The sequence below is a fragment of the Lentzea sp. HUAS TT2 genome (assembly GCF_051853195.1).
GTDB lineage: Bacteria > Actinomycetota > Actinomycetes > Mycobacteriales > Pseudonocardiaceae > Lentzea.
In genome coordinates, this window is the sequence record NZ_CP196667.1 from 2357709 (window position 1) to 2378813 (window position 21105).

At 68.7% G+C, this 21105-nt stretch carries 25 protein-coding genes and 3 tRNA genes; 15 read left to right on the forward strand and 13 right to left on the reverse strand.

The annotated features are described in order from the left end of the window. Positions 1-61: 61 nt before the first annotated feature. Positions 62-559: a CGNR zinc finger domain-containing protein gene (locus ACSHWB_RS11680; protein WP_439662063.1), complete on the forward strand. Its 498-nt coding sequence runs from the start codon at positions 62-64 to the stop codon at positions 557-559. Here the strand turns inward: ACSHWB_RS11680 and ACSHWB_RS11685 are convergent. Further along, positions 532-1779 carry a DUF445 domain-containing protein gene (locus tag ACSHWB_RS11685; protein ID WP_439662064.1) on the reverse strand — a complete coding sequence of 416 codons (1248 nt, stop codon included), beginning with the start codon at positions 1777-1779 and terminating at the stop codon, positions 532-534. The genes ACSHWB_RS11680 and ACSHWB_RS11685 overlap by 28 nt on opposite strands. Positions 1780-1808: 29 nt before the next feature. Between ACSHWB_RS11685 and ACSHWB_RS11690 the strand changes: the two genes are divergently transcribed. The 4 genes from ACSHWB_RS11690 to ACSHWB_RS11705 all read left to right on the forward strand — a co-directional run bounded on the left by ACSHWB_RS11690 (position 1809) and on the right by ACSHWB_RS11705 (position 5949). Continuing rightward, positions 1809-2972 carry a pyridoxal phosphate-dependent aminotransferase gene (locus tag ACSHWB_RS11690; RefSeq protein WP_439662065.1) on the forward strand — a complete coding sequence of 388 codons (1164 nt, stop codon included), beginning with the start codon at positions 1809-1811 and terminating at the stop codon, positions 2970-2972. 96 nt (positions 2973-3068) lie between these two features. Continuing rightward, complete coding sequence (locus ACSHWB_RS11695) at positions 3069-3599, forward strand: RNA polymerase sigma factor (protein ID WP_439662066.1); 531 nt, start codon at positions 3069-3071, stop codon at positions 3597-3599. Further along, positions 3596-3955, forward strand: a complete 360-nt coding sequence (locus tag ACSHWB_RS11700; RefSeq protein ID WP_439662067.1) for a hypothetical protein — start codon at positions 3596-3598, stop codon at positions 3953-3955. Before ACSHWB_RS11695 ends, ACSHWB_RS11700 begins: the two co-directional genes overlap by 4 nt. Beyond that, on the forward strand, positions 3952-5949 hold the full coding sequence (locus tag ACSHWB_RS11705; protein WP_439662068.1) for a CHAT domain-containing protein: 1998 nt from the start codon (positions 3952-3954) through the stop codon (positions 5947-5949). Before ACSHWB_RS11700 ends, ACSHWB_RS11705 begins: the two co-directional genes overlap by 4 nt. Here the strand turns inward: ACSHWB_RS11705 and ACSHWB_RS11710 are convergent. Further along, a complete protein-coding gene (locus ACSHWB_RS11710) occupies positions 5919-6785 on the reverse strand; it encodes a S8/S53 family peptidase (protein ID WP_439662069.1) in 867 nt (288 codons plus the stop codon). The genes ACSHWB_RS11705 and ACSHWB_RS11710 overlap by 31 nt on opposite strands. A 227-nt stretch (positions 6786-7012) precedes the next feature. On the opposite strand from ACSHWB_RS11710, the gene ACSHWB_RS11715 reads away from it, so the two are divergent. Beyond that, positions 7013-7804, forward strand: a complete 792-nt coding sequence (locus ACSHWB_RS11715; RefSeq protein ID WP_439662070.1) for a hypothetical protein — start codon at positions 7013-7015, stop codon at positions 7802-7804. Positions 7805-8102: 298 nt separating this feature from the next. Here ACSHWB_RS11715 and ACSHWB_RS11720 read toward each other — a convergent pair whose 3' ends face one another. Then, positions 8103-9539, reverse strand: a complete 1437-nt coding sequence (locus ACSHWB_RS11720; RefSeq protein WP_439662071.1) for a PLP-dependent aminotransferase family protein — start codon at positions 9537-9539, stop codon at positions 8103-8105. 61 nt (positions 9540-9600) lie between these two features. On the opposite strand from ACSHWB_RS11720, the gene ACSHWB_RS11725 reads away from it, so the two are divergent. After that, positions 9601-10254, forward strand: coding sequence for a YczE/YyaS/YitT family protein (locus tag ACSHWB_RS11725; protein WP_439662072.1), 654 nt, complete (start codon positions 9601-9603; stop codon positions 10252-10254). On the opposite strand, the gene ACSHWB_RS11730 is transcribed toward ACSHWB_RS11725, so the two are convergent. Together ACSHWB_RS11730 and ACSHWB_RS11735 are read right to left on the reverse strand one after the other, a co-directional pair. After that, positions 10205-10732 (reverse strand): Clp protease N-terminal domain-containing protein, encoded by a 528-nt coding sequence (locus ACSHWB_RS11730; RefSeq protein WP_439662073.1) that lies wholly within the window; start codon positions 10730-10732, stop codon positions 10205-10207. The genes ACSHWB_RS11725 and ACSHWB_RS11730 overlap by 50 nt on opposite strands. Beyond that, entirely contained in the window at positions 10729-10938 is a 210-nt protein-coding gene (locus ACSHWB_RS11735) for a helix-turn-helix domain-containing protein (protein ID WP_030473166.1), read from the reverse strand. Before ACSHWB_RS11735 ends, ACSHWB_RS11730 begins: the two co-directional genes overlap by 4 nt. 61 nt (positions 10939-10999) lie before the next feature. Here ACSHWB_RS11735 and ACSHWB_RS11740 point away from each other — a divergent pair, with 61 nt between their 5' ends. Beyond that, positions 11000-11704, forward strand: a complete 705-nt coding sequence (locus tag ACSHWB_RS11740) for a protein phosphatase 2C domain-containing protein (RefSeq protein ID WP_439662074.1) — start codon at positions 11000-11002, stop codon at positions 11702-11704. A 47-nt stretch (positions 11705-11751) separates the two neighbouring features. Here the strand turns inward: ACSHWB_RS11740 and ACSHWB_RS11745 are convergent. The 5 genes from ACSHWB_RS11745 to ACSHWB_RS11765 all read right to left on the reverse strand — a co-directional run bounded on the left by ACSHWB_RS11745 (position 11752) and on the right by ACSHWB_RS11765 (position 13176). After that, positions 11752-11825 (reverse strand) — tRNA-Phe (locus ACSHWB_RS11745). Positions 11826-11840: 15 nt separating this feature from the next. Then, positions 11841-11914 (reverse strand) — tRNA-Asp (locus ACSHWB_RS11750). A gap of 38 nt (positions 11915-11952) precedes the next feature. Further along, positions 11953-12025, reverse strand: a tRNA-Glu gene (locus ACSHWB_RS11755). Between the two features lie 149 nt (positions 12026-12174). After that, positions 12175-12804 carry a ScbR family autoregulator-binding transcription factor gene (locus ACSHWB_RS11760; protein WP_439662075.1) on the reverse strand — a complete coding sequence of 210 codons (630 nt, stop codon included), beginning with the start codon at positions 12802-12804 and terminating at the stop codon, positions 12175-12177. A gap of 126 nt (positions 12805-12930) precedes the next feature. Further along, complete coding sequence (locus tag ACSHWB_RS11765) at positions 12931-13176, reverse strand: hypothetical protein (RefSeq protein WP_093605799.1); 246 nt, start codon at positions 13174-13176, stop codon at positions 12931-12933. A 153-nt stretch (positions 13177-13329) separates the two neighbouring features. On the opposite strand from ACSHWB_RS11765, the gene ACSHWB_RS11770 reads away from it, so the two are divergent. From ACSHWB_RS11770 to ACSHWB_RS11785, 4 genes are all read left to right on the forward strand, one after another. After that, positions 13330-13590: a hypothetical protein gene (locus ACSHWB_RS11770; protein ID WP_439662076.1), complete on the forward strand. Its 261-nt coding sequence runs from the start codon at positions 13330-13332 to the stop codon at positions 13588-13590. A gap of 55 nt (positions 13591-13645) precedes the next feature. Continuing rightward, positions 13646-13852, forward strand: coding sequence for a heavy-metal-associated domain-containing protein (locus ACSHWB_RS11775; protein WP_319976724.1), 207 nt, complete (start codon positions 13646-13648; stop codon positions 13850-13852). Continuing rightward, on the forward strand, positions 13852-16035 hold the full coding sequence (locus ACSHWB_RS11780) for a heavy metal translocating P-type ATPase (protein WP_439662077.1): 2184 nt from the start codon (positions 13852-13854) through the stop codon (positions 16033-16035). The genes ACSHWB_RS11775 and ACSHWB_RS11780 overlap by 1 nt, the downstream gene beginning before the upstream one ends. Before the next feature lie 242 nt (positions 16036-16277). Next, positions 16278-16583 (forward strand): hypothetical protein, encoded by a 306-nt coding sequence (locus tag ACSHWB_RS11785; RefSeq protein WP_030477904.1) that lies wholly within the window; start codon positions 16278-16280, stop codon positions 16581-16583. 87 nt (positions 16584-16670) lie between these two features. On the opposite strand, the gene ACSHWB_RS11790 is transcribed toward ACSHWB_RS11785, so the two are convergent. After that, complete coding sequence (locus ACSHWB_RS11790; RefSeq protein WP_030477903.1) at positions 16671-16874, reverse strand: cold-shock protein; 204 nt, start codon at positions 16872-16874, stop codon at positions 16671-16673. A 359-nt stretch (positions 16875-17233) separates the two neighbouring features. Between ACSHWB_RS11790 and ACSHWB_RS11795 the strand changes: the two genes are divergently transcribed. Continuing rightward, complete coding sequence (locus ACSHWB_RS11795; RefSeq protein ID WP_439662078.1) at positions 17234-18355, forward strand: L,D-transpeptidase; 1122 nt, start codon at positions 17234-17236, stop codon at positions 18353-18355. Here ACSHWB_RS11795 and ACSHWB_RS11800 read toward each other — a convergent pair. Both ACSHWB_RS11800 and ACSHWB_RS11805 read right to left on the reverse strand, forming a co-directional pair. Beyond that, complete coding sequence (locus ACSHWB_RS11800; RefSeq protein WP_439664573.1) at positions 18352-19167, reverse strand: glutamate ABC transporter substrate-binding protein; 816 nt, start codon at positions 19165-19167, stop codon at positions 18352-18354. The genes ACSHWB_RS11795 and ACSHWB_RS11800 overlap by 4 nt on opposite strands. An 82-nt stretch (positions 19168-19249) precedes the next feature. Further along, a complete protein-coding gene (locus ACSHWB_RS11805) occupies positions 19250-20098 on the reverse strand; it encodes an oxygenase MpaB family protein (RefSeq protein WP_439662079.1) in 849 nt (282 codons plus the stop codon). Between ACSHWB_RS11805 and ACSHWB_RS11810 the strand changes: the two genes are divergently transcribed. Continuing rightward, positions 20097-20507, forward strand: a complete 411-nt coding sequence (locus tag ACSHWB_RS11810; RefSeq protein WP_439662080.1) for a PPOX class F420-dependent oxidoreductase — start codon at positions 20097-20099, stop codon at positions 20505-20507. The two genes, ACSHWB_RS11805 and ACSHWB_RS11810, sit on opposite strands and share 2 nt — an antisense overlap. An 81-nt stretch (positions 20508-20588) precedes the next feature. Beyond that, complete coding sequence (locus ACSHWB_RS11815; protein ID WP_439662081.1) at positions 20589-21101, forward strand: hypothetical protein; 513 nt, start codon at positions 20589-20591, stop codon at positions 21099-21101. Positions 21102-21105 lie beyond the last annotated feature (4 nt).

The window sequence follows — 21105 nt, forward strand, 5'->3', positions numbered from 1 at the left end:
ACACCGGGTGTATTCGTCCGAAGCCCTGACGCGCAACCGCCGTGGCGCCTACAGTGGTGGGGTGACTGGTCTGACTGTCGGCTGGGATCACGACGTCGAGCTCCTGCTCGACTTCCTGAACACTCGACACGTACTGGACAGTGAAGCCTCCTGGCGCGCGTGGGTGACCGAGCGCGGCCTCGGGCGGAGCAGTGAAATCGCGCAGGCGCGCGCCGCTCGGGCGGCGCTGCGGTCGTCCATCGAGGGGTCGTCAGGGCCTCAGACGGCGGCGGGCGTGGTCCACATCGAGCTCACCGACGGCGTCCCGGTGCTGTCGAGCACGGACGCGCTCGGCGCGGTGCTCGCCGCGTCCGCGCGCCTGGCCGTGCTCGGCTCGTGGGAGCGCTTCAAGATCTGTCCAGCCGACGACTGCCTGCGTGCGTTCTTCGACAGATCCCGCAACCGCTCGCGCACCTGGTGCTCGATGCAGGTGTGCGGGAACCGGGAGAAGGCCCGCACGTTCCGAAAACGGACCCGGGCCCAGAACCCGCCTCAGAACAGCACGTTGGCCACGGTGTAGATCACCAGGCCGGCCAGCGCGCCGACGACGGTGCCGTTGATCCGGATGAACTGCAGGTCCCTGCCGACCTGCAGTTCGATCTTGCGCGAGGTCTCCTCCGCGTCCCAGCGCTCGACCGTGTCCGTGATCAGCGTGGTGATCTCCGCGCGGTAGTTGCTCACGACGTACCCGGCGGCCTGCTCCAGCCAGCCGTCGACCTTGGCACGCAACTCGAGGTCGTCGGTGAGGTTCGTGCCGAGCGTGATCAGGCCCTGCGTGACGCGCTTGCGCAGTTCGCTGGACGGGTCCTCGGCGGCGTCGATGAGCATCTTCTTGGCCGTGCCCCACGCGCTGCTGATCAGTTTCTGCACGTCCGGGTGGCCGATCACCTGCTGCTTGACCTGCTCGGCGCGCTGCATGGTGGCCGGGTCGGTCTGCATGTCGGTGGAGAACTCGATCAGGAACTGGTCGACGGCGAGCCGCATCGGGTGGTTGACGTCGGTCTTGACCGCCCAGGCGAAGTTGACGAGCTCGTTGTAGACCTTGTCGCCGAGCAGCGCGTCGACGAACTTGGGCGACCAGGTGGGCGCGCGGTCCGTGACGATGAGGCTGACCTTGTCGGAGTTGTCGCGCACCCACTCGTAGGCGCGGTCGCACATGAGGTCGACGAGCTTGTGGTGCGCGCCGTCGGTCAGGACCTGGCCGAGCAGCTTGCCCAGCGGCGGACCCCACGGCTTCGCCGTGACGCGCTTGACGATCGCCTGCTCGACGACGGCCTGGACCTCCTCGTCCTTGAGGACCGTGATCGCGCCCTTGATGACGTTCGCGAGCTCGTTGGTGATGCGTTCGGCGTTCTCCGGCTGCTTGATCCAGGCGCCGGCGCGTTCCGCGATGCCCGCCCTGCGCAGCTTGTCCTGCACGACCTCGGGGCTCAGGAAGTTGACGCCCACGAAGTCGCCGAGCGTCTGGCCGAACATGTTCTTGCGCTCGGGGATGATCGCGGTGTGCGGGATGGGCAACCCCAGTGGCCTGCGGAAGAGGGCCGTGACGGCGAACCAGTCCGCGAGCGCGCCGACCATGCCCGCCTCGGCGGCGGCCCGCACGTAACCGACCCAGGCGCCCTCGAAGGCGTGCGTGCCGAAGAAGATGACCGTCGCGCCTATCAGGAAGCTCGTCGCGACGAGCTTCATCTTGCGCAGGTCCGTGCGCTTGCGCTGGTCAGCGGCGGTCAGTTGCTCCACAACCACATTGTCCGTGAAGATCCTGCGTTGTGCGGGTACCAGCGCTAGTTCCTCGGTTGCAGCCGTTCACGTCGACCATCTTCGCGGAGATGACGGCGCTGGCCGTGCAGCACGACGCCGTCAACCTCGGTCAGGGCTTCCCCGACTCCGACGGTCCTGCGTCGATGCTCGCGGCCGCCCAGTCGGCGATCGCGTCGGGCGTGAACCAGTACCCACCGGGCCCCGGCATGCCGGTGCTGCGCCGCGCCGTCGCCGCCCACCGCTCGCGCTACGGCCTCTCCTACGACCCGGACTCCGAGGTCCTGGTGACCGTGGGCGCCACGGAGGCGATCGCGGCGTCGTTGCTCGCGCTCGTCGAGGCCGGCGACGAGGTGATCCTGATCGAGCCGTACTACGACTCGTACGCAGCCTCCGTGGCCCTGGCCGGCGCGACGCGGGTGACGGTCGGCCTGCGCGAGGACGCCTCAGGCCGCCTGGCGCTGGACGTGGACGCCCTGCGCGCGGCCGTGACGCCCCGCACCAGGGCGATCCTGGTCAACTCGCCGCACAACCCGACCGGCACCGTGTTCCGCTTGGAGGAGCTCCAAGCGATCGCCTCCCTGTGCGTCGAGCACGACCTGCTGGCGATCACCGACGAGGTCTACGAGCACCTGGTGTTCGACGGGCTCGTCCACATCCCGCTGGCCTCGCTGCCGGGCATGGCGCCGCGGACGCTGTCGATCTCCGGCGCCGGCAAGACGTTCAACTGCACGGGCTGGAAGATCGGCTGGGTGTGCGGCCCCGCCGAGCTGGTCGCCGCCGTCCGCGCGGCCAAGCAGTTCATGACCTTCGTGGGCGGGGCACCGTTCCAGCCCGCCGTCGCCCACGCCCTGACCGCCGAACTGGACTGGGTAGCCGGTCTGCGCGACTCGTTGGCGGCGAAGCGCGCGCGTCTGGCCGAGGGCCTGCGTGCGGCCGGTTTCGAGGTGCGTTCGTCGGAGGGCACTTACTTCATCTGCGCCGACGTGCGGCCGTTGGGCTACACGGACGGCCTCGCCCTGTGCCGTGAGCTGCCCGCCCGGATCGGCGTCGCGGCCGTACCCGTCCAGGTGTTCACCGACCGCCCCGCGGACTGGCAGCACCTGATCCGCTTCGCGTTCTGCAAGCAGGACGCCGTGATCGACGAAGCGGTGGAGCGCCTCCACAAGCTGTAGTTGTCCACAGGTGTGGATGAGTTTCTCCACAACTGTGGACAACCCACTTTCGGGTGAGCCGCGGAGCCGTGCGTCCGGAGTTCGACTCCAAATGGCATGGACTCGAACACTGAGGTTCTCGTGGGGTGGCGTTCCGGCTCCTGCGGCTGGGACGCACTGGTCGAGCGCTACTCCCGCCTGGTCTGGTCGGTGCCCAGATCGTTCCGCCTGAGCCACGCGGACGCCGCCGACGTCTACCAATGCACGTGGCTCTGCCTGGCCGAACACCTGACCCGACTGCGCTCGCCCGAACACCTGGGGACGTGGCTGGTCCGTACCGCCACCCGCCAGTCGATCGCGGTGGTGCGTGCCCGCGGACGCGAGGTCTCCTACGACCTGTGGGAGCCGGCTTCGACCCTTCCCACTCCCGACGAGGTCGCGATCACGACCGATCGGCAGCGCCGGCTGTGGTCCGCGCTGACGACCTTGAACGAGCGCTGCCAGCGGCTGCTGCGGATCGCTGCCCACAGCCCCGAACTGAGTTATGCACAGGTTGCCGACGCCCTGGGGATGAAGGTGGGGAGCGTTGGGTCGACGCGCAGCCGTTGCCTGGCTGAGCTGCGGCGGAAGGTGGAGGGACTGCGATGAGGGACCCGTTGCTCGACGAGATCGCCGGCCTCTTCCACTCCGACGCACCCCCACCTGCCCTCACCCCGCGCCCAACGGGCCTCGAACCCATGACCCCTGTGGACGAACCAGTCCGCGGCCCCTCCCACCAGCTCGTCTTCCACCTGGGCACCGGCCGCCTGCACCTGCAGCTCGACCCAGGCCACCTGACCGGCGTGCTGGACGACCCCGGCGTCTCCGTCGAGATCCACTCGCCGTCCGCCGTCCAAGCCCTGCGACCGGACCCCGAGGGCTGGTTCCGCGCCACCGTCAAGCCCGGCCCGGTGTGCGTGACCGTCCCCGAACTGGGCCTCACGACGGGCTGGTTCGTCGCATGAGCGCCAGCGCCAACCCGCAGGCGACCATCGACACGACCGAGGTGCGCGGCACGAAGTCCCAGCGCGCCGACGCCCTGCACGACCTCAGCATCGCCCACGTCGAGCTGGGGCATCTGGACGTCGCCGCCCGGTTCGCCCGGCGCGGGTTGCGGCTCACCGGCGAGGCTCGGTTCCACCTCACGCTCGCGTGGATCGACCTGGATCGGGGGCGCCGCAAGCAGAGCCTGCACCACCTGGACCTCGCCACTCCTCACCTGCGGGGCAGGGAACTGGCGCGGGCCAGGTGTCTGCGCGGGCTGCACCTCTGTCAGTCGGCCGAACCACGGCTGGCGATCGCCGAGCTCACGTCCGTCATCAAGGAGCTGCGGAGGCATGGCGACGAGCGGTGGCTGGCCAATGCGCTCGTCGGGCGTGGGATCGCCCGGTGCAACGCCAGCAGGCTCGCAGCTGCCGAGGACGACTTCCGGGCCGCGCAGACGTTGCTGCAGGCGACAGGTGAGCCCGGGCGTGCGGCAATGTGCTTGCACAACAGGGGGTTCGTCGCGATGCTCGCCGGGGACCTGCCGCTCGCCCTGCGCCGGTACGAGGAGGCGGCGAAGTCCGGGCTCGACTCGACGAGCCGGCCTGAGGCGCTGGTCGATCGGGCTGAGGCTTTGCTCGCCAGCGGACTCGTGACCGAAGCGCGGCGGGTGCTGGCTCCCGCGCTCGAACTGCTGAGCCGGTGCAACCGGCACGTGCCCGAGCTAGCGGTGTTGAGTGCTCGGTGTGCCTTGCGCGACGGAGATCCGGCGCCGGCGAAGCGACTGGGCGGTTCGGACGTCGAGTTCATGCTCGCCGCTGGGAAGCTCGATGCCGTTGCGGCGCATCGGTTTCGCGGGCCGGTGCAGACTCGGGCGCTCGGGTGGCTCGCGCAGGCACGAAGATCAGATCGGCGAGGGGCGCTCGCGGCTTGTCGGGCTGGACTCAAGCTGCTCGACGAGCACCACGGGGATTGGCCTCGCCGGGAGCTGACCAGGCACGCGCTGGGGCTCGCCAGGACCGCGCGCGAGGTGCTGCACTGGTCAGAGCAGCATCGGCGCTTCACGCCGTTGCCTCCCAACGAACCCGAGCTCGCGCAGGCACTCACGAACCTCAGGCGGGCGAGAGCGTTCGGCCTGCCGTGGGAGGCACTGGAGCGGGACGTCCGGAGGTTGACGCTGGCCTCTGCGAACCGCGCAAAGCACAGCGCCACAACACCGCCCGACCTCCCGCTGGTCAGCTTCATCGTCCACGAAGGACAGATGACCGCGGTCACGCTGATCAACGGACGTGCCCGCATGCGCACCGTCCCAGAACCAGCGGAACTCGTCCGCACCGCGAGACTCGCACTTCGCGCAGGCCGCACGGTCACCACAGACCTGCTGCCAGACGTCGAGGAAGTCATCGTCATCCCGGACGGCGTGCTCAACGACATGCCGTGGGCAGCACTCGGCCGCCGGATCCACGTCCTCCCCTCGCTGAGGCATTGGCGTCCGAACGGCCGCGTCGGCCACCGAGCCTGGGTCACCGGCCCCGGCCTGCCGCACGAAGAAGTGACAGCGCTCCAACGGGAGCACGGCGGAACCCGAGCGAAGTCCACTGTGGATTCCACCTTGCGCGGACTGGAAGGTGCGAAGATCGCGCACATCGCCGCCCACGGGCACGTCCACCCGGACAACCCGCTGTTCTCCTGCCTCGACCTCCAGGACGGCCCGCTCTACGGCTACGACATCGCCAGAATCGAACACCCGCCCGAGATAGTCGTCCTGTCGGCCTGCGAGTCGGGGCTGGCCCGCGCGTTTCTCGACGCCGGCACCAGGGCCGTGATCGCCAGCGTCCTGCCGGTGCCGGACGCGCTGGTCGGCGAGGCCATGGCCGAGGTGCACCGCCTGATCGACCACCCCGCGGAGGCGGCCAGAGCCGTCGCGCATCTCGGGTTCAGCTGTTACGGCACCGGCACCAGGGTCGCGGCGTGAAGGGCGGCCGCGAACGACGTGCCGGTGCACAGCAGCTGCGAGGTACCAACGGTGGCCGGCACGTCGACGCCGGACACGACCACGTCCACCCACGGCCCGTGCCCGGAGAAGGGCTCGGAGGCACCCACTGCGACAACGTCGGGCAGTGCGGCGGGCCACCAGGGTCGCGCGGAATCGCCGTTGCCCGCCGCGGCCACCACGTTGCCGCCGCAGCCGGCCAGCACCGGCGGGCACTGGTCGTCGAACGAGTAGGTGCCGGACGCGACGAGCACCACCGGCAGGTCGCGGGTGGCCTTCAGGGCCGCGGCCAGGGTCAGGTCGTCGCCGAAGCCCGAGGAGCACAGGACGGGGAACGGGCGCACCGAGGCGCCGTGGTGGCGGAGAACGCCGGCGACCAACGTTCCGTGCGGCGCGTCGAGAGAGGTGTCGAGCAACGCGACCGTGCCCTCGCCCAGCAACTCGGGGAGGCGTTCGCCCATCACCGGGCGGGAGGTGCCGATCATGATCGGGCAGGCGAGGTGGACGTGGTTCGGGGTCGCGCCGACCTCGGCGGCGATGGCGACGACGCGTTCCCGTTCGGACGCCTTCAGATGCATGCGGATGGCCCCCGCGGAGATCTCCTCGTGCGAGTAGACGCCCCGCAAACGCTTGCGCACAGTGGGTGCGTCCGCCGGCAGCACGACCAGTTCCCCCAAACGGACCAAGCATTCATTTGGGCCCGTCGGATCGTGCACGAGCACGGGGCCGAGTGCACTGGCGGCGTGATCGGCCAGCTCAGAGAGGCTGTTGACCTGCTTGGGCGCGTCCACATCGGACACCATCCCCCGCCGCGACACGGTCCACAGGGGACTGCGGCGCAAAGTCACTCGATCCGATGACGACACTGACGGTGTTCATGCCTGATCAGGGCAACACGGACAGCCGCACGAGACCGCCCTTCCGGGTGTTTCGCGCCGAGTTGGTTCGCAAAGTCACTCACCGGTGCTAGACATAGCTCTACGTCGACCTCCGACGGCGCTGTGCGTTGAGGGTGACCTGACACGGTGGACGGGGTGGTGATCCTGTGGCGAGTGGTGGAGTTGGTGCACTGCTGCTGCGGACCGCTGCGCTCGGCGGGCTCACCGCCGCCGCCTGGTTGCTGAGCGGGACGTCCGCGTCCGCCAGCCCGGAGGAACCCCCTGCCGTCGAGATCACCACCGAGACCGCCGCCGAGGCGCCGCAGCTGCTCGAGGATCCCGCCGGGTGGGCAGAGGCCTTCACCGCGTCGGTGATCGAGAAGCACCAGCCGGCCAGGTTCGTGCCGCCGGTCGCGACGAAGCCCGCGGAAGAACCCGAAGAAGAACCCGACGAGGGTCCGATCCTCGACTTCACCGGCGGCTCGCAGGGCAACACCCGGTCCGGCTCCGTCTCGAACGAGGCGCCGCCCGAGGTCATCGCCGCCAAGGCGAAGGTCCGCGCCGCCAAGATCGCCGCGAAGCTCGCACTCGAACTTCCCCCGCCCCCGCCTCCTCCGCCGCCCGCCGCACCCGTGCTGGTGGCCAAGAAGGCGGTGCAACTCCTGCCCGACCTTCCGGCGCCCGCGCCCGCGAAGACCGAGCCCGCACCGGTGAGCGACTACAACTGGTCGGTTCCCGGTCCGGACGCCCCGCTGCCCGCACCGCAGCAGACTCCCGTGGTCGCGACGGCCTCAGCGTCGTCGAGCCACACCGACAACTCCGGCGGCACGCGAGGCGTGCTCGCCGTTCTGACGTCGCACAACTCGCTCTTCCCGCCCGCCACGTGGTCGGTCGAGGAGCGTCGCGACGGCACTGAGCCCGGCAGCATTCCGGGCCTGCCCAGCACGTCACCCGACTGAGTCCGACAGGACCAGTCTGCCCTCTGCGCGATTTGTGACCGTCTCGTTCCGTCGCGCCAGTAACTCCTCCTCTTATTTCCCGTTGTACGCAAGGAACCCCCAGTCTTCCTGACCTGCCAACCGCGCCCTGGCAGGTCGGGTCTGGTCCGAGTGCCGCGCTGCCCCCGCAGTCTCGGACCGCACGGGAAACCTGCGGACGGGGGACGTCAATCCCTGGGACGTCCCCCGCCGCAGGCCTCTCGTTTGTTTGGTTCGTCGGCCCGGTCTCCCCCGCTGCGGGAGACCGGGCCGACGTGTTTCACGCGACCGGTACCGACAGGTCGGCATCCGCCGGAAACCCTGTACCGGCAACAGATGCAGCCACCACACCCAAACGGGCGATGGCTTCACGCAGCACTTCGGGCGACTGCGTGTACGGCACTCGGAGCATCTGCTCGCACCCGCCGTGCACCGCGAACCGGGGACCAGGGACAAGCCGCAGGCCGTGGTTCTGCGCCACCACCGCGACGCGCGTGCTCACCGGCCCGTCGAGCGTGCACCACACGCCGAGCCCACCGGCCGGCACCTCGAAGCTCCACTGTGGACAATGTTCCCGCAACGCCGCGACGGCCACGTCCCGTTGCGCCAGCGCCTCCGCACGCCGTTGCTCCAGAACGGCTTCCGGCGACTCCAGCAACGCCGCCAGCACGAGCTGCTCGAACACCGGGGTGCCCAGGTCGATCGCCGCCCGCGTCGACAGCAGCCGGTGCACGATCTCCGCGGACGCCCTGATCCACCCGATCCGCAGTCCACCCCAGTGCGACTTGCTCGCGGATCCCAGCGTCACCACCGAATCCCCGCCGAACGCGGTCATCGGCAACGGCGGCTCCGCCGAATCCAGCGCGAGCTCCACCAAGGTCTCGTCGACGACCCACGGCGTGCGCGCCTTGCGCAGCACGGCGGAGAGCGCCTCCCGCGACTCGGACGACATCCGCAGTCCGGTCGGGTTCTGGAAGTCCGGGATCAGATAGGCCAGCCGGGGGCCTGCCTGACGCAGCGCGGCCTCGAACCCGTCCAGGTCCCAGCCGTCGCTCAGCATCGGCACGGGCACGGGGATCCCGAACGACGCCCGCACCGCCTCCAGCGCGTTGGGATAACTCGGCTGCTCCACCAGCACCCGGTCGCCGGGACCGACGAATAGCCGCAGCACCAACGCCCACGCGTGCTGCGCCCCGGACGTCACCACGATCTGGTCGGGCGAGGTCGGCAGCCCGCGAGCGGCGTAGCGGTCCGCGATCCGCTGCCGCAGCACGAGAAGCCCCCGTTCGTCGTACCCGTGCGACGCGAGGTGCTCCGGCATCTGCCCCAGCGCGACGTCCATCGCGAGCCGCACGGACGGCAACGCGGGCGGCGCGGCGCGGGACAGGTCGATCAACGTGTCGTCGGCCCCCGTGATGCCACCCCCGGCACCGACGGGTCCGTTGATCCACGACCCGGCCCCGCGCCGCGACTCCACCACCCCCTCGGCCCGCAGCTGGTCCAGCGCGGCGGTGATGGTGGTGCGGCTCACGGGCAACGCCTCCGTGAGCTCCCGCTCGGACGGCAGCCGGGTCCCCACCGGCAGCCGCCCGTCCGCGACCAGCAGTTTCAGTGCCGCGACGAGGTCGGCGGCACACTGCCGGGCCCCGCCACGACGCCACTCGCCGAGCAGTCGGGCCAGTCGAGCACCGGATATACGTCCACCTGGTGGGAGCATGAGGCCAATTATCCCGAATTGGCTATGGATTACCAGGCCAATCGAGGCGCAACATGGCCACATGGCCTCCATGACCGCACTCCACCAGGTCTCCGTCCGGATCTCACCAGCCCGTCGCCTCCCGCAGCTCGTCGCAGGGCTGTGGCTCTACGGCGCGAGCATGGCGATGCAGATCCGGGCGACCCTCGGCCTGAACCCGTGGGACGTGCTGCACGAGGGCCTCGCGAAACGCACCGGCCTGAGCTTCGGCCTGATCACCGCCATCACCGGCGTCCTGGTGCTGCTCGCCTGGATCCCGCTCAGACAGAAACCGGGCATCGGCACGATCGCGAACGTCGTGCTCATCGCCGTCAGCGTCGACGTGACGCTCGCGATCCTGCCCGCACCGGAAGGACTGCTGCCCAGGATCGTGTTCCTGACACTGGGCATCGTCCTCAACGCCGTGGCGTTCGCCGCGTACGTCGGCTCCCGCCTCGGACCGGGCCCGCGCGACGGCCTGGTCACCGGCTTCTGCCGCCGCACAGGCATTTCCCTGCGCCTCACGAGGACCGTCGTCGAACTGCTCGTCCTCGGCACCGGCTGGCTGCTCGGCGGCACGGTCGGCATCGGCACGATCCTCTACGCGCTCGGCATCGGCCCGCTCGCGCAGCTGTTCCTGCCCGCGCTCACCTGGCGCGAGCGCTCGCGGCCCGTTTGCGAATCTCCTCGTACGTGACGCCTCGCTCGACCAGCACCTCGGCCACGATTCCCTTGCCCTGCAACAGAGCCAGCAGGATGTGCTCCGCACCGAGGAAGTTGTGGCCGAGGTCGCGCGACTCGCGCAACGAGGTCTCCAGCGCCTTCTTGAACGCCGGCTCCAGCGGCATCCCGAACCACCGCCTGCCAGGCCCCGGCCGCAACACTCCGGTGCCGAGTGACTGCTCGACCGAGTCGATCACCGCGTCGACGTCGATCCCCAAGCCCCGCAACGCTTCCGCGTCGGCCTTGGTCAGCCCGCCCTTGCGCCGGTAGTCCCGGAACGCCGTCTCCAGCTCGTCGCGCGGCAGGTCGAACCCCTCCAGCACCGGCGCGTCGAGCAGCGCCAGCAGCAGGAACTCGACGCCCACCTCGCCGGCGTGCACCTGTTCCGCTTCCCGCACCGCGGCCTTGACCGCCTCGCGGGCTTCCTTGGTGAACCTCTCCGCGATCATCATCGACCCCCGTGCTTCTTGTGGACCGCCTGGCGGGAGACCCCGAGCTCCGCCGCGATGTCCTGCCACGACCAGCCCTGTGCCCGCGCACTGCGGACCTGGGCGGCCTCCAGATGTTCCAGCAGTCGCCGCAACGCGCTGACGGCCCGCAACCCGACCTTCGGGTCACGATCCCCAGCCGCTGTGGCGAGATCCGTCGCTTCCGTCATGATGTCAACGTACGTTGACAACCGCGATCCGTCAACCGACGTTGACACGTACGGTGGAGCCGTGAAGATCGAGACCGCTGAGCAGGGGGCTCCGGGCCGAGTCACCGAGGACCGGATCAGGGTCCTGCCGAACGCCGTCGTCGTGCTCGACGGCGTGACATCGCGAACCAGGCCACCAGATCGCAACGGTGGTTGGTACGCCACGAAACTCGCCGACGAGCTGGCCCGGCTGATCAACGACACCGACCCGTTGACCGACCTTCTCGCCCGAGCCATCACAAACCTCGTCGCCGAGCACGACCTGATCCCCGGCGACTCCCCGTCCTGCACGGCGTCGATGGTCCGCTGGAACGACGACACGATCGACGCGCTCGTCCTGTGCGACACCCCGATCGTCGCGTTCGGACAGTCGACCCGAGTGCTCGAGGACACCAGGCTCGAAGACCTCCGGCCGGACCCGGACATCCTGCGGTGGAGGAACAAGCCGGGCGGGTACTGGGTCGCGGAGGCCGATCCCGTTGCGGGACATCAGGCTCTGACCGCGACCTGGCCACGCGAGGAGGTCACGACTGTGATCGCTCTCACCGACGGCGTCTCGTGTGGAGTGTCCGAGTACGGACTCTTCGACTGGGAGGACCTGAGGCAATTACCGCTCGGGGAAGTGCTCGACCGAATCCGCGAAGCAGAGCGCGGTGATTCGGAGCACAAGCGTTGGCCGCGCTACAAAACGCACGACGACCAGGCAATCGCGAGGATCACGACATAACGAAAGAAGCCCCGCAGCACGCTTCGGGGCTTCTTTCGAAGGAGGTATGGCCAGGGGCGGGGTCGAACCGCCGACCTACCGCTTTTCAGGCGGTCGCTCGTACCAACTGAGCTACCTGGCCATGAGAAAAGTAAAGCGACCCAGACGGGACTCGAACCCGCGACCTTCGCCGTGACAGGGCGACGCGCTAACCAACTGCGCCACTGGGCCTTGCTCTTGCTGGTCTTACCGTACCGTACTTTACTGCGTGCCCCCAACGGGATTCGAACCCGCGCGACCGCCTTGAAAGGGCGGGATCCTAGGCCGCTAGATGATGGGGACTAGCTGGTCTCTGGAAGCATCGTAAGCATATGCCATAGGTCCGCGCACCTCCAAAACGGGGGTCCCACTTATGCGCTGACCTGCCAAAACCCCCTCCAGAGCCAGATCGCTCAGATCAACAAATGCCTGTTCAGGGCGTTCGGAGCCGTTCACGACGGTTCAGAAGCAGTTTGTGATCCAGACAACTTCCACGCGGAGGACGCGACGCAGGGCAGCACGTGCCCCAGAACCTCGCGGATCCGCGAGGGGAAGTCGGCGCACGCCGTCGTCGCCGAGGAGATCAACCGCGAACCGAGAGCCGCGCTGCACAACGTCCGCGCGACGGCCTCCGGATCGACGCCGGCACGGAGGTCTCCGCGCTCGGCCGCCTCGATCACGTAGGCGGCGACGAGCTTCTCCCACATGACGTGCGTGCTCGGGACGCCCGGATAACCGACCTCGCGATCGGCGTTGAGCCGCACGCCGGCACGCAGCACCACGTCGGCCGCCATCCGGTCGGCCGACTCGGCGAACATCCCGTGCAACGCACTGAGCGGATCGAGGCCGCGTGCCCGCCAGGACTCCCTCAGCTGCGCCCACAGTTCGCTCTGCCGTTCGACGAGGGCGTCCGCGACCGCGGCCTTGGAGGGGAAGTGGAAGTAGAACGCGCCCTTGGTCAGTCCGGCGCGCGCGAGCACGGCGGTCAGCGACGTGCGCTCGTAGCCGAGCCGGTCGAACTCCTCCGCCGCGGCACGGAGTATCGCCTCGCGTGTCGCGTGCGCCCGGTCCTGCTGGGGCATGGGACAAGGTTAGCCGTTGCCGCTAAAGAGACCCGTGGGTATGTTTCGAGATGCGGCCCTGTTCTGCAGACGCGCTCCGGGGGGTGCGCGCCTGGAGTCAGGGCCGCTTTCGCGTACGCACGCCTTTCACCGCTGTGCCGGTGGCAACCCGCCGTCCTCGCCCGGTGACAGGCCCAGCATGTCCAGCAACATCCGGCAGTCCTCGGCTCCCAGCGCGCTGCGCGCGACCGCGAGCCTGGCCCGGTGGACCTGGTCGTCGGAGATCCGCGAGGGTTCTCCGCTCCTCTGGGCCGGCACGTTCGGCCCGCCCTGTCGCGACATGCTGTCGTCCTGTGTGAACAGGAACTTCCGCACTTCCAGTGACCCGCTCATGAGCACCCTCCCCGACTTGAGGTTGGCGCGAGGCTAAGCGACCTGGGACAACGGCCGCAGCCCCCCGCAGAGTGATTCCACCGACACCCAGCGTTACTTTCTGTACTGGTGCGTCCGCGCCCGGTGGGGAACTGGCCAGTGGATGATGGACCGATGACCGACCCCACGCCGGAGCCTTCCCCCGATGCAGAGGGCCAAAACGCGTCCCAGATACCGCCCGCCGTCGACCAGGAAGCGATCTTCCAGGCGCTCAGCGGCATCAACCTGAACACCATCGAGGCGGACATCGAGTCCGCGTTCGGCTCGCGGATGGCCGAGCTCGACAAGATGCTCGAGGGCCTCGACGAGCTGGTCAACAAGATCGAGGGCGACCTCAAGAACATGGACCAGCAGGGACCCGACAGTCCTCAGTAGATCCTTTACCCCAGGGGGGTATAGAATCGGAGCCCCGTACAGAGAAAGGGCTCTCATGTCCGTCACTGCCACCTACACCGTCACCGGCATGACCTGCGGTCACTGCGTCAGCTCCGTCACCGAGGAGCTGACCGAGGTCTCCGGCGTGACGGGCGTCGACGTCGTCCTCGAGACCGGCGCCGTGACCGTCACCAGCGACCGCGAGCTCGGTCGTGACGAGGTCGTCGCCGCCGTGACCGAGGCCGGGTACAAGGTCGCCTGATGACCACGACCGAGCCTCGTCACGTCGAGCTCGCCATCAGCGGCATGACGTGCGCTTCCTGTGCGAACCGCATCGAACGCAAGCTGAACAAGCTCGACGGCGTCTCCGCCACCGTGAACTACGCGACCGAGAAGGCCAGCGTTCAGTTCCCGGACGGACTGCGCGTGGACGACCTGGTGTCGACCGTGCGCGCGGCGGGGTACGACGCCGAGGAGCCCCGCCCGGAGGCTCCCGAGGTCGACGAGGCCGGTGAGCTGCGGCTGAGGGTCACCCTCGCCGCGGTGCTCGGCGTGCCGGTGATCGCGTTCTCGATGGTCCCGGCCTGGCAGTTCCCCACCTGGCAGTGGGTGTCGCTGGCGCTGGCGAGCGTGGTCGTGTGGGTCTGCGGCTGGCCGTTCCACCGCGCGGCGTTCGTCAACGCACGGCACGGCGCCAGCACCATGGACACCCTCGTCTCGATGGGCGTCACGGTCTCGTACCTCTGGTCGCTCTACGCGTTGGTGTTCGGCGAAGCCGGCGTCATCGGCATGCGGCACGAGTTCAGCCTGCTGCCGCGGCCCACCACCTCCGGTGACATCTACCTGGAGGTCGCGGTCGGCGTGACCGTGTTCCTGCTGCTCGGACGCTGGCTGGAGGCCCGTTCGAAGCGCAGCGCGGGTGCGGCCCTGCGGTCGCTGCTCGCGCTCGGCGCCAAGGACGTGGCGGTGCTGCGCGACGGCGTGGAGACCCGCGTGCCGATCGGCCACCTCCGGGTCGGCGAACGGTTCGTGGTCCGTCCGGGTGAGCGCATCGCCACTGATGGCCTAGTGGTCGAGGGCAGTTCGGCTGTGGACCGCTCGATGGTCACCGGCGAGTCGGTGCCGGTCGAGGTCGGCGCGGGCGATTCGGTGGTCGGCGGGACCGTCAACGCGGGCGGACGGCTGATCGTCGAGGCGCGCAGCGTCGGCGCGGACACGCAGCTCGCGCGGATGGCGAAGCTGGTCGAGCAGGCCCAGGCGGGCAAGGCCCAGGTGCAGCGGCTGGCGGACCGGGTGTCCGCCGTCTTCGTCCCGGTCGTCGTGCTGATCGCGCTGGCGTCGTTCGGCGCGTGGCTGCTGGCCGGTCGCCCGCTGGAGTTCGCGGTGACGACGGCGGTGGCCGTGCTCGTGATCGCGTGCCCGTGCGCGCTGGGCCTGGCGACGCCGACGGCGTTGCTCGTGGGCACCGGGCGCGGCGCCCAGCTGGGGATCCTGGTGAAGGGTCCCGAGGTGCTCGAGTCGACGCGGCGCGTGGACACCGTCGTGCTGGACAAGACCGGCACCGTCACGACCGGCCGGCTCACGCTGGTCGACGTGATCCCCGCGGCCGGCGAGTCCCGCGACGAGGTGCTGCGGTTCGCAGCGGCGGTCGAGGACGCGTCCGAACACCCGATCGGCGCGGCGATCGTCCGCGAGGCGGGCGACGTGCCGCCGGTGTCGGACTTCGTCTCCACGGACGGCGTGGGCGTCAGCGGAGTGGTCGAGGGCCGGCGCGTCGTCGTGGGCCGGGTGCGCAACGTTTCCCTTCCGCCGGAATTGACCGAGGCCCTGGTTGCCCACACAACTCGGACTGTTGTCGCGGTTTCCTTTGATGACAAGGTTGTCGGAATCGTCGTCGTCTCGGACGTCGTGAAACCCACGTCCGCACAAGCGATTCAGGAACTGAAGGAACTCGGTTTGCGGCCGGTCCTGCTGACCGGCGACAACGCCTCCGTGGCCGCCGAGATCGCGGCCGAGGTGGGCATAACCGAGGTCATCGCCGACGTCCTGCCGTCCGGCAAAGTCGAAGCGGTTCGGAATCTCCAGGCACAGGGCCGAGTTGTCGCCATGGTCGGCGACGGGGTGAACGACGCGCCGGCGCTCGCGGCCGCTGATCTGGGGCTGGCCATGGGAACCGGGACGGACGTGGCCATCGAGGCGAGCGACCTGACGCTGGTGCGCGGCGACCTGCGCGCGGCGGCGGACGCGATTCGGTTGTCGCGCAAGACATTGGCCACCATCAAGGGGAATCTTTTCTGGGCGTTCGCCTACAACGTCGCTGGACTTCCACTCGCGGCACTGGGTCTGCTCAACCCCATGATCGCGGGGGCCGCAATGGCCTTCAGCAGCGTGTTCGTTGTTACCAACAGCTTGCGACTACGGGGTTTCCGTCCATCGGCAGCTTAAGAAGTTCGCTGCGAACACTCCCCAACAAGCGCGTGTGCGTGCAACAATCCAAAAGCTGACACACCCCCGGTCAGCGCCTGTGGAGATCCCCTCCGGCCCCCGCGTTCCTCCCCCTGGCGCGGGGGCCTCTCCGTGCCTGGGGCGCCCTGCTGGAGATCCACTCTGAGTAGAGCCATTTACACCTTGGGGTGACCCGGCTCACAGGGGTTTGGCTTCCGTGACCGAGCCGTTATCGTGTCCCGGTGCCCATTGGATCCCTCGGACGCTCCAAGTCCGGCCGTCACCGCCCCGCGGACGAACCGCAGCAACCGGAGACGTCGCACGACGAAGAGCTGACCTCTTACCTGGCCGCCCTGGCCCCGGACGCGGACAACGAGACCACCGCGTCGGGTTTCGGCAGCGCGCAGGTGTACCAGCTGAGGCTGCAGTTGATGGCCAACGAGCAGCTCAAGGAGCTCGCCGCCGAACGTCAGACCTCCCCGCAGGCTCTCGCCACGGAGTGGGTCATGCAGCGCCTGGAGTGGGAAGCGCGGCAGCGCGGCCACTAGACCCAGCGAACCACGAAGAAGGACCCTCGACCGAGCCCGGTCGAGGGTCCTTCTCACGTACGACTCAGTTGCGGCGAACTACAAACCTCAGACCGCGCGGACGTTCTGGGCCTGCGGACCCTTGGTGCCCTGGCCGACCTCGAACTCCACTCGCTGGTTCTCCTCCAGGGTGCGGAAGCCCTGACCCTGGATCTCCGAGTAGTGGACGAAGACGTCAGCGCCGCCGTTGTCCTGGGCGATGAAACCAAAGCCCTTCTCGGAGTTGAACCACTTGACAGTGCCCTGTGCCATGTACCTGCCTCCATCGCAGGAAAGCTTGGGGCTGCACCGTGCAACCCCGGCCGTCCCGGGGGCGTTCGGCAAACTCGCTGAGAGCGCACCGCACGCCCGCGTGTCGTTCCGCGAGCGTGTGAAGCACGAACACAGAAACCACGGCCTGCGCGGGTCAGCCTAACGTGTGATTGGTCATAGCACTACAGGTCATTACTGGCCGGTTGGGTGCCTCAATAGGAGGAAAGCCGCTGGTCCGGGTGGGTGATCGCAATTTCGCGAGCAACGTGATCCACCCTCGCGCGTCCTCTTGAGCATTGGACGAGGGGATCTTGGGGGAGTACGTGTTCCGGCCACTGATTTTGGTTCTGCTACTGGGATTGACCGCCTGCAGCGCCGCGCCTGACGGCGCGTCCGGCACCGGTTCGCCGACCGCTGCGCCGTCTGGGGAGACGAAGGCGAAGGCCGTGCTGACGGTGACTCCGGAGTCAGGTGAGGGGATCAGCCCCGCCGGACCATTCCAGGTCGGAATGACCGGTGGCGCGCTGACCGCCGTCGCACTCACCGGTGCCGACGGCCGCGTGGTGAAGGGGGAGCTCACCGCCGGCCGCTGGGTCGCCACCGAGGACCTGGGCTACGACAAGGCCTACACGTGGTCCGGTTCCGGCAAGGGCGAGGACGGCGCGGAGGTTCCCGTCTCTGGGTCGTTCCGCACGGTCAAGCCGCAGCGGCTCACCAGCGCGTCGCTGAACGTCGGCGACCACCAGACGTACGGCATCGCGATGCCGGTCAAGGTGACCTTCAGCGCGCCGGTGCAGGACAAGGCCGCGGCGCAGAAGGCCATGACCGTCACGACCTCCACCCCGACCGAGGGCGCGTGGGCGTGGCTTTCGGACAAGGAAGCGCACTGGCGGCCGCGGGAGTACTGGAAGCCGAACACCGAGGTCTCCGTCGACGTCAACGTCTACGGCGTGCCGTTCGGGGGCGGCGCGTACGGGGCGTCCGACCTGCACGCGCAGTTCAAGATCGCGGACAGGGCGCTGGTGGCCAAGGCGAACACGCAGACGCATCGGTTCGAGATCTACCGCGACGGCGTGCTGTTGCACGACTTCCCCGCGTCGTACGGGATGGAGAACGACAAGCGGGCCGAGACCCGCGGCGGTATCCACGTCGTGCAGATGAAGGAAGCCTCGCGGACGATGACCAACGCGGTGTTCGGGTACAAGGACATCCCGGTCACCTGGGCGGTCCTGATCTCGCAGAACGGCGAGTTCGTGCACGAGAACAACGGCACGATCCCGTCGCAGGGCAAGAAGAACGTCTCCCACGGGTGCGCGAACCTGTCCGGCCAGAACGCGAAGATCTTCTACGACCTGACGATGCTCGGTGACCCGGTCGAGGTCGTCGGCTCGTCGCAGCCGTTGCAGGCGTCGGACGGCGACTACTACGACTGGGCGTTCGACTGGGCGACCTGGACGTCGAAGTCCGCCGCCACGTCCTAGCTCTTCTCGGTGATCTGCGGTGGCTGCGGGATCTCGTAACCCGACGGACCGACGTTGCGTTCGAGGGCCCGCTTCCACTCGCCGCTGGAGATCATCTTCTCGATGGCCTCGTTGACCGCCTCACGGGACTTGGCGTCACCCTTCGGCACGCCGATGCCGTAGCGCTCCTTGGAGAACGTCTCGCCGACGAGCTTGAGCAGCTCGGGGTTCTCCGCGGCGAACCCGGCGAGAATGACCTCGTCGGTCGTGACGGCGTCGACGTTGCCCGCCATGAGAGCGATCACGCAGTCGGAGTACTGGCCGTACTCGACGATCTGCACCTGCTTCGAGAAGTCCGTCTTCACCTTCTGCGCGGAGGTGGATCCCTTGACCGAGCACAGCTTGCGGTTGTTCATGGTCTCGGGGCCCTGGATGGAGTTCTCGGTGTAGCGCACCAGCATGCCCTGGCCCGTCTCGAAGTACGGGCCGGCGAAGGCGACCTTCTCCTTGCGGGCGTCCGTGATCGAGTACGAGGCGATGATCAGGTCCGCCTCGCCGTTCTCCAGCATCGACTCGCGGGCGGCGCCGCGGGCCTCCTTGAACGTGATGCCGGTGTCCTTCACGCCGAGCTCGCTCGCCACGTACCTGGCGACGTCCACGTCGAACCCGACATATCGGCCGTCCAGCCGCCGTTCGCTCAGGCCCGGCTGGTCGTAGCGGATGCCGATGGTCAGCTTCCCGGAGTCAGCACGTCCGATGACTGTGCTGGTGTCACCGCTCCCACAGGCGGTGGCGAACACCGCTACGGCAGTCAGGAGCGCGGCACGACGGATCACGACAGGCCTTCCGGGGGTGTTGTGGATTCGTGCGCAATGCTACGGACCTGCGGCGATGATCGACTGTGATGTATGACAACTACGGAAGCCTCGCTTTACTGGGTGTCACATGCCTTCCGTGCCGTTCGATCGCGCGCCTCAGATGAACGGGCGGGGCAAGCCTCCTGATCTTGCCGGGCACCAAAAGCGCAGCTCGGCGCATCATTCGCAGCCATCGATCGGCGTGCGCGTACGGTTCGCGGCCGTGCAGTTCGAGCGCCCAGTCGGGTAGCGCCGAATACGCCAGGTGGCCTACGAGAACCCGGTACACGGGCAGCCCGTGGCGGACCCAACCTTGCACCGGAGGGCCGTGCAAGAAGTCGTAGATCACATCGGAATCGGTCGTTCGACGCAGAACGGGACGCATCCGGTCGAAGTATTCGGCCATTTCACGCCTGGATCCCGGTACTTCATCCGGGTGCAATCCGACCAAAGCGGCCGCAGATCGTTGTTCGGCGTAGTAGAGGTCCTTCTGCCGCCCGGACAGCCCGTACCCCGCGCGGTCGAGCACTGTTTCGAAGCACGAAACCTCCGAGCAATGAACCCAGAGCAGCAGTTCGGGCTCGTCGACGCGGAACGTCCTGCCGTCGACGACGCCCCGCAGGGTCCGGTGCGTGGCGCGCACCCGTGCCGCGGCGGTCGCGATCTCCTCGTCGGTGCCGTAGACGCCGAGGCCCACGAAATCGGCCGTGCGCTTGAGCCTGCCGAGCGGATCGGCCTGGAAGTTCGAGTTCTGCACGACACCTGCGACCGCCTCGGGGTGCAGTGCCTGCAGGTGGAGGCTCGCGATCCCGGCGATCCACATCATCGGGTCCGCGTGCATCTGCCAGCTGACGGAGTTCGGATCGGGCATGCGGACATCGTCCCGCCTCGTCAGGATGAAGACCATGGACCTCGATCAGGCACGGGAAGTGCTCCGCAGCCAGCACCGCGCGGTGTTCTGCGCACCGAAGTCGGACGGCACGCCGGCCATGTCGCCCGTGCTCGTCGCGTTGGACGACAACGGCGACGTGCTCGTTTCCACGCGAGCGACGGCGTACAAGACGAAGCAGGTCGAGCGCGATCCGCACGTCTCGCTGTGCGTGCTGCCGGACAGCTTCTTCGGGCGCTGGATCCAGATCAACGGAACCGCGACCGTCGTGCCGTTGCCGGAGGCGATGGACCTGCTGGTCCAGTACTACCGCACGATCTCCGGCGAGCACTCCGACTGGAACGACTACCGGGCCGCGATGCAGCGTGAGCAGCGCGTGATCCTGCGCATCTCGCTGACCTCCGCCGGGCCGGACAGGACGGGCTGAGCCTGTAACACCGTTAGCGGGGACAACGATTCCACGGGGACGGCGGCTACCGGGCAGGCGGAACCTGGGGAGCGAGAAGCAATGAGTGGTGTCAGACGCCGCGGCTACTTCGCAGCCGCGGTGGCGGTGACGGGTGCGGCGCTGATCGCTGCCCTGTTCGCGGCACCCCCGGACAAGCCCGTCGACATCCGCCTCGTCGCCCCGCCGCCTCTGCCGCCCGAGGTCATCACGGCGACCGCCACGACCACCGTCTCCGCCATCGGTGTCCAGCGGCCGGAACCTCCGCCGCCACCACCCCCGCCGCCTCCGCCACCCGGTGACGCCGACCGGCCGCCGCCCCCTCCGCCGGGGCGCAGACCGCCGCCTCCGCCGCCACCGGGCAAGCCCAGACCCAACCTGTACGACCTGCTGCGCTGCGACTCGAAGCTCTTCGGCGACGACTTCAAGCACTGCCTGCGGTGGCCGCTCGACGCCGAGGAGTTCTGCGAGTTCCTGGAGGAGCACCAGCTCGAACCGATCGACCTGCGCGAGCCCGGCGGTGGCCGGTTCGACCACTTCGACCAGTTCGAGCTGACCTGCGACGACGACAACTAGCGCC

Coding starts and splice junctions, on each gene's coding strand:
- ACSHWB_RS11695 (WP_439662066.1), top strand. CDS start 3,069: ATGGACTCGAACACTGAGGTTCTCGTGGGGTGGCGTTCCGGCTCCTGC.
- ACSHWB_RS11700 (WP_439662067.1), top strand. CDS start 3,596: ATGAGGGACCCGTTGCTCGACGAGATCGCCGGCCTCTTCCACTCCGAC.
- ACSHWB_RS11705 (WP_439662068.1), top strand. CDS start 3,952: ATGAGCGCCAGCGCCAACCCGCAGGCGACCATCGACACGACCGAGGTG.
- ACSHWB_RS11720 (WP_439662071.1), bottom strand. CDS start 9,539: ATGCTCCCACCAGGTGGACGTATATCCGGTGCTCGACTGGCCCGACTG.
- ACSHWB_RS11725 (WP_439662072.1), top strand. CDS start 9,601: ATGGCCTCCATGACCGCACTCCACCAGGTCTCCGTCCGGATCTCACCA.
- ACSHWB_RS11730 (WP_439662073.1), bottom strand. CDS start 10,732: ATGATGATCGCGGAGAGGTTCACCAAGGAAGCCCGCGAGGCGGTCAAG.
- ACSHWB_RS11735 (WP_030473166.1), bottom strand. CDS start 10,938: ATGACGGAAGCGACGGATCTCGCCACAGCGGCTGGGGATCGTGACCCG.
- ACSHWB_RS11760 (WP_439662075.1), bottom strand. CDS start 12,804: ATGCCCCAGCAGGACCGGGCGCACGCGACACGCGAGGCGATACTCCGT.
- ACSHWB_RS11765 (WP_093605799.1), bottom strand. CDS start 13,176: ATGAGCGGGTCACTGGAAGTGCGGAAGTTCCTGTTCACACAGGACGAC.
- ACSHWB_RS11770 (WP_439662076.1), top strand. CDS start 13,330: ATGACCGACCCCACGCCGGAGCCTTCCCCCGATGCAGAGGGCCAAAAC.
- ACSHWB_RS11775 (WP_319976724.1), top strand. CDS start 13,646: ATGTCCGTCACTGCCACCTACACCGTCACCGGCATGACCTGCGGTCAC.
- ACSHWB_RS11780 (WP_439662077.1), top strand. CDS start 13,852: ATGACCACGACCGAGCCTCGTCACGTCGAGCTCGCCATCAGCGGCATG.
- ACSHWB_RS11790 (WP_030477903.1), bottom strand. CDS start 16,874: ATGGCACAGGGCACTGTCAAGTGGTTCAACTCCGAGAAGGGCTTTGGT.
- ACSHWB_RS11810 (WP_439662080.1), top strand. CDS start 20,097: ATGGACCTCGATCAGGCACGGGAAGTGCTCCGCAGCCAGCACCGCGCG.
- ACSHWB_RS11805 (WP_439662079.1), bottom strand. CDS start 20,098: ATGGTCTTCATCCTGACGAGGCGGGACGATGTCCGCATGCCCGATCCG.
- ACSHWB_RS11815 (WP_439662081.1), top strand. CDS start 20,589: ATGAGTGGTGTCAGACGCCGCGGCTACTTCGCAGCCGCGGTGGCGGTG.